This window comes from Bacteroides sp. UBA939, assembly GCF_002293435.1.
In the GTDB taxonomy this organism is placed as follows: domain Bacteria; phylum Bacteroidota; class Bacteroidia; order Bacteroidales; family Bacteroidaceae; genus Bacteroides.
In genome coordinates this window covers 8,191-11,169 of record NZ_DBDF01000001.1, presented here as the reverse complement: position 1 = coordinate 11,169, position 2,979 = coordinate 8,191, and the positions used below count along the sequence as shown (strand labels likewise).

Sequence of the window (2,979 nt, the reverse complement as noted above, 5' to 3'; positions counted from 1 at the left end):
CAAAACCCTGGGAGGGAGAATTTGTCTCGGGGGACGAGAGAATTTATCTCACGAGACGAAGAATTTCATCTCATGGGATGAATGAATCCGTCTCACGAGACGAAAAAATCTGTCCCGTGGGACGAAAAGAACCGTCTCACGGAGTGAATGAATGTATTTGCCGAAAGCAAAGAAGCATGATTATATGAAATGCGTTTTTCTTCTTGTAAAAGCAAAGAATATCCTACCTTTGCAAGACAATTAAGAAATACATGGATAATAAATACCTTTCTCCAATCGCCCATCTTCAGCACCAGCAGTTATTGCTGCGTATGGAGTACGAATATGAAAAAGAAGAATTCAAGCGGCAGACGGAAACAATGGGCATAGCCCGTAAAATAAAGCGGGGACTCTGTTGGTATCCTGCCATTCCGGGACGGAGTTACTACAATTCTCTTAATCAATTAGCAATTGAAATAACCCATACCGAAGATACTGATATAGAACATAATTTCGAGTTCGGACGTCCCGTATGCTTTTTCCGCAAAGGTTATGATGAGAAGATTACATACTTCAATTCCATTGGAACCGTCAGCTATGCTGACGAAGCACGAATGGTAGTCATTATGCCGGGGGCGGGCGCTATCTTGGAAATACAGTCGGAAGATAGACTCGGAGTGCAACTCTATTTTGACGAAACATCCTACCGTACCATGTTCGAAGCTCTCTCTGATGTACTTCGCGCCAAAGATAGTCGCCTGGCAGAATTGCGTGATATCATGCTGGGAACTCTTAAACCCGGTTTCCGCGAACTCTACCCCGTTCGTTTCCCTTGGCTGAATTCTACGCAGGAAACCGCGGTCAACAAAGTATTGTGCTCGCGTGATGTCTCCGTCGTGCACGGTCCTCCGGGAACAGGAAAGACAACCACTCTCGTAGAGGCCATTTATGAAACACTACACCGCGAACCGCAAGTATTGGTTTGCGCTCAAAGCAATACAGCCGTCGATTGGATTAGCGAGAAACTTGTAGACCGGGGAGTCAACGTGCTGCGCATCGGCAACCCGACACGTGTCAACGACAAGATGCTTTCCTTTACCTATGAACGCCGCTTCGAAAATCATCCCTCTTATACCGAACTATGGGGTATCCGTAAAGCCATTCGTGAAATGGGAAGAAAGCGCCGGAGTAGTTATGAAGAATGTGAAAGCGCCCGTAACCGCATGAGCCGTCTGCGTGACCGCGCCACGCAACTGGAAATACAAATCAATGCCGACCTCTTTGATTCGGCACATGTCATTGCATCCACACTCGTCAGTAGCAATCATCGCATATTGAGCGGTCATCGCTTCGGTACACTTTTTATTGACGAGGCTGCGCAAGCTTTGGAAGCCGCTTGTTGGATAGCCATCCGCAAGGCCGACCGTATTGTATTGGCAGGTGACCACTGTCAGCTACCGGCAACCATCAAATGCAACGAAGCAGCACGCGGCGGACTGGAACATACTTTAATGGAACGTATTGTTACCACCAAGCCTTCCGTAGTTTCCCTGTTGAAGATTCAGTATCGCATGAATGAAGCCATTATGAATTTCCCTTCACAATGGTTCTACAACGGGCAATTGGAAGCCGCTCCTGAGATACGCTTTCGCGGCATCCTCGACTGGGACACCCCTATTACATGGGTAGATACTTCAGAGATGGAATTTAAAGAAGAATTCATAGGTGAAACTTATGGGCGAATCAACCGGGAAGAAGCCGACCTTTTACTAAAGGAACTGGGAATTTACATTCAACGTATCGGAGGCAACCGTATACTTGAAGAGCGCATAGATTTCGGAATAATATCCCCATACAAGGCACAAGTGCAGTACCTTCGCAATAAAATTAAGACAAGTTCTTCTCTCCGCCCTTACCGTAGCCTCCTCACTGTAAACACAGTAGACGGCTTTCAGGGACAGGAAAGAGATGTCATTTTTATAAGTCTGGTTCGTGCCAATGATAACGGACAAATTGGTTTCCTCAATGATTTACGAAGAATGAATGTAGCCATCACACGCGCCCGCATGAAATTAGTGATACTGGGCGAAGCCAACACTATGATGCAACATACCTTTTATCGTAAATTACTGGAGTATATCCAGAAACATATACCCTAATCGATATTATTCATTTTTAGAAGTTAAGAGGAGTTATCAATCACAAATAACTCCTCTAACTCCTACTTATGAATAATATAGGCAAAATAAAAGGATTAGCTATTTTCCGGACGAAGTTTACGAACCGTAACAGCAGTCTGCCACATTTCGCTTTCGCGTAAAGCCTTCAGTTCTTCGTTCAACTTCTCACGATAATCCGGTTTAGAGTTACTATCAATAGAAATCTGCGCTTCATTGCCTGACTTAACGCTTGCATACAACTCCTGAACCACCGGTTTGATTGCATCATGGAAAGGAGTCATCCAGTCCAGAGCGCCACGCTGAGCTGTTGTTGAACAGTTGGCATACATCCAGTCCATACCGTTCTTGGCAAACAACGGCATCAACGACTGAGTCAACTCTTCTACCGTTTCATTGAACGCTTCGGAAGGAGTATGACCATTTTCACGCAACACCTCGTACTGAGCTAACAGCAATCCTTGAATAGCGCCCATCAGTGAACCACGTTCACCGGTCAGGTCAGAAGTAGCTTCACGGATAAATGTTGTTTCAAACAAGTAACCGGAACCGACACCGATACCTAATGCAATTGTTCTCTCCATAGCTTTACCGGTAGCATCCTGATAAATGGCATAAGAAGAGTTCAAGCCACGACCTTCGAGGAACATAGTACGCAATGAAGTACCCGAACCTTTGGGAGCAACCATTATAACGTCGACATCTGTCGGAGGAACAACACCTGTACGATCACTCCAAGTGATAGCAAAGCCATGAGAGAAATAAAGAGCTTTACCGGGAGTCAGATAAGGTTTGATAACAGGCCATACGGACATTACGGCTG

At 45.5% G+C, this 2,979-nt stretch carries 2 protein-coding genes; one reads left to right on the top strand and one right to left on the bottom strand.

Annotated elements, in window-relative coordinates:
- Nucleotides 1-251 precede the first annotated feature (251 nt).
- Nucleotides 252-2,138, top strand: coding sequence for an AAA domain-containing protein (locus tag B2Z67_RS00045; protein ID WP_291527766.1), 1,887 nt, complete (start codon nucleotides 252-254; stop codon nucleotides 2,136-2,138).
- Nucleotides 2,139-2,233: 95 nt separating this feature from the next.
- Here the strand turns inward: B2Z67_RS00045 and ilvC are convergent.
- Nucleotides 2,234-2,979 (bottom strand): ketol-acid reductoisomerase (ilvC, locus tag B2Z67_RS00040; RefSeq protein ID WP_291527765.1); only part of this gene is annotated, 746 nt, incomplete at its 5' end.

Excerpts from the sequence above, each read along its gene's own strand:
- B2Z67_RS00045 (WP_291527766.1), top strand. The coding sequence starts at position 252 with ATGGATAATAAATACCTTTCTCCAATCGCCCATCTTCAGCACCAGCAG.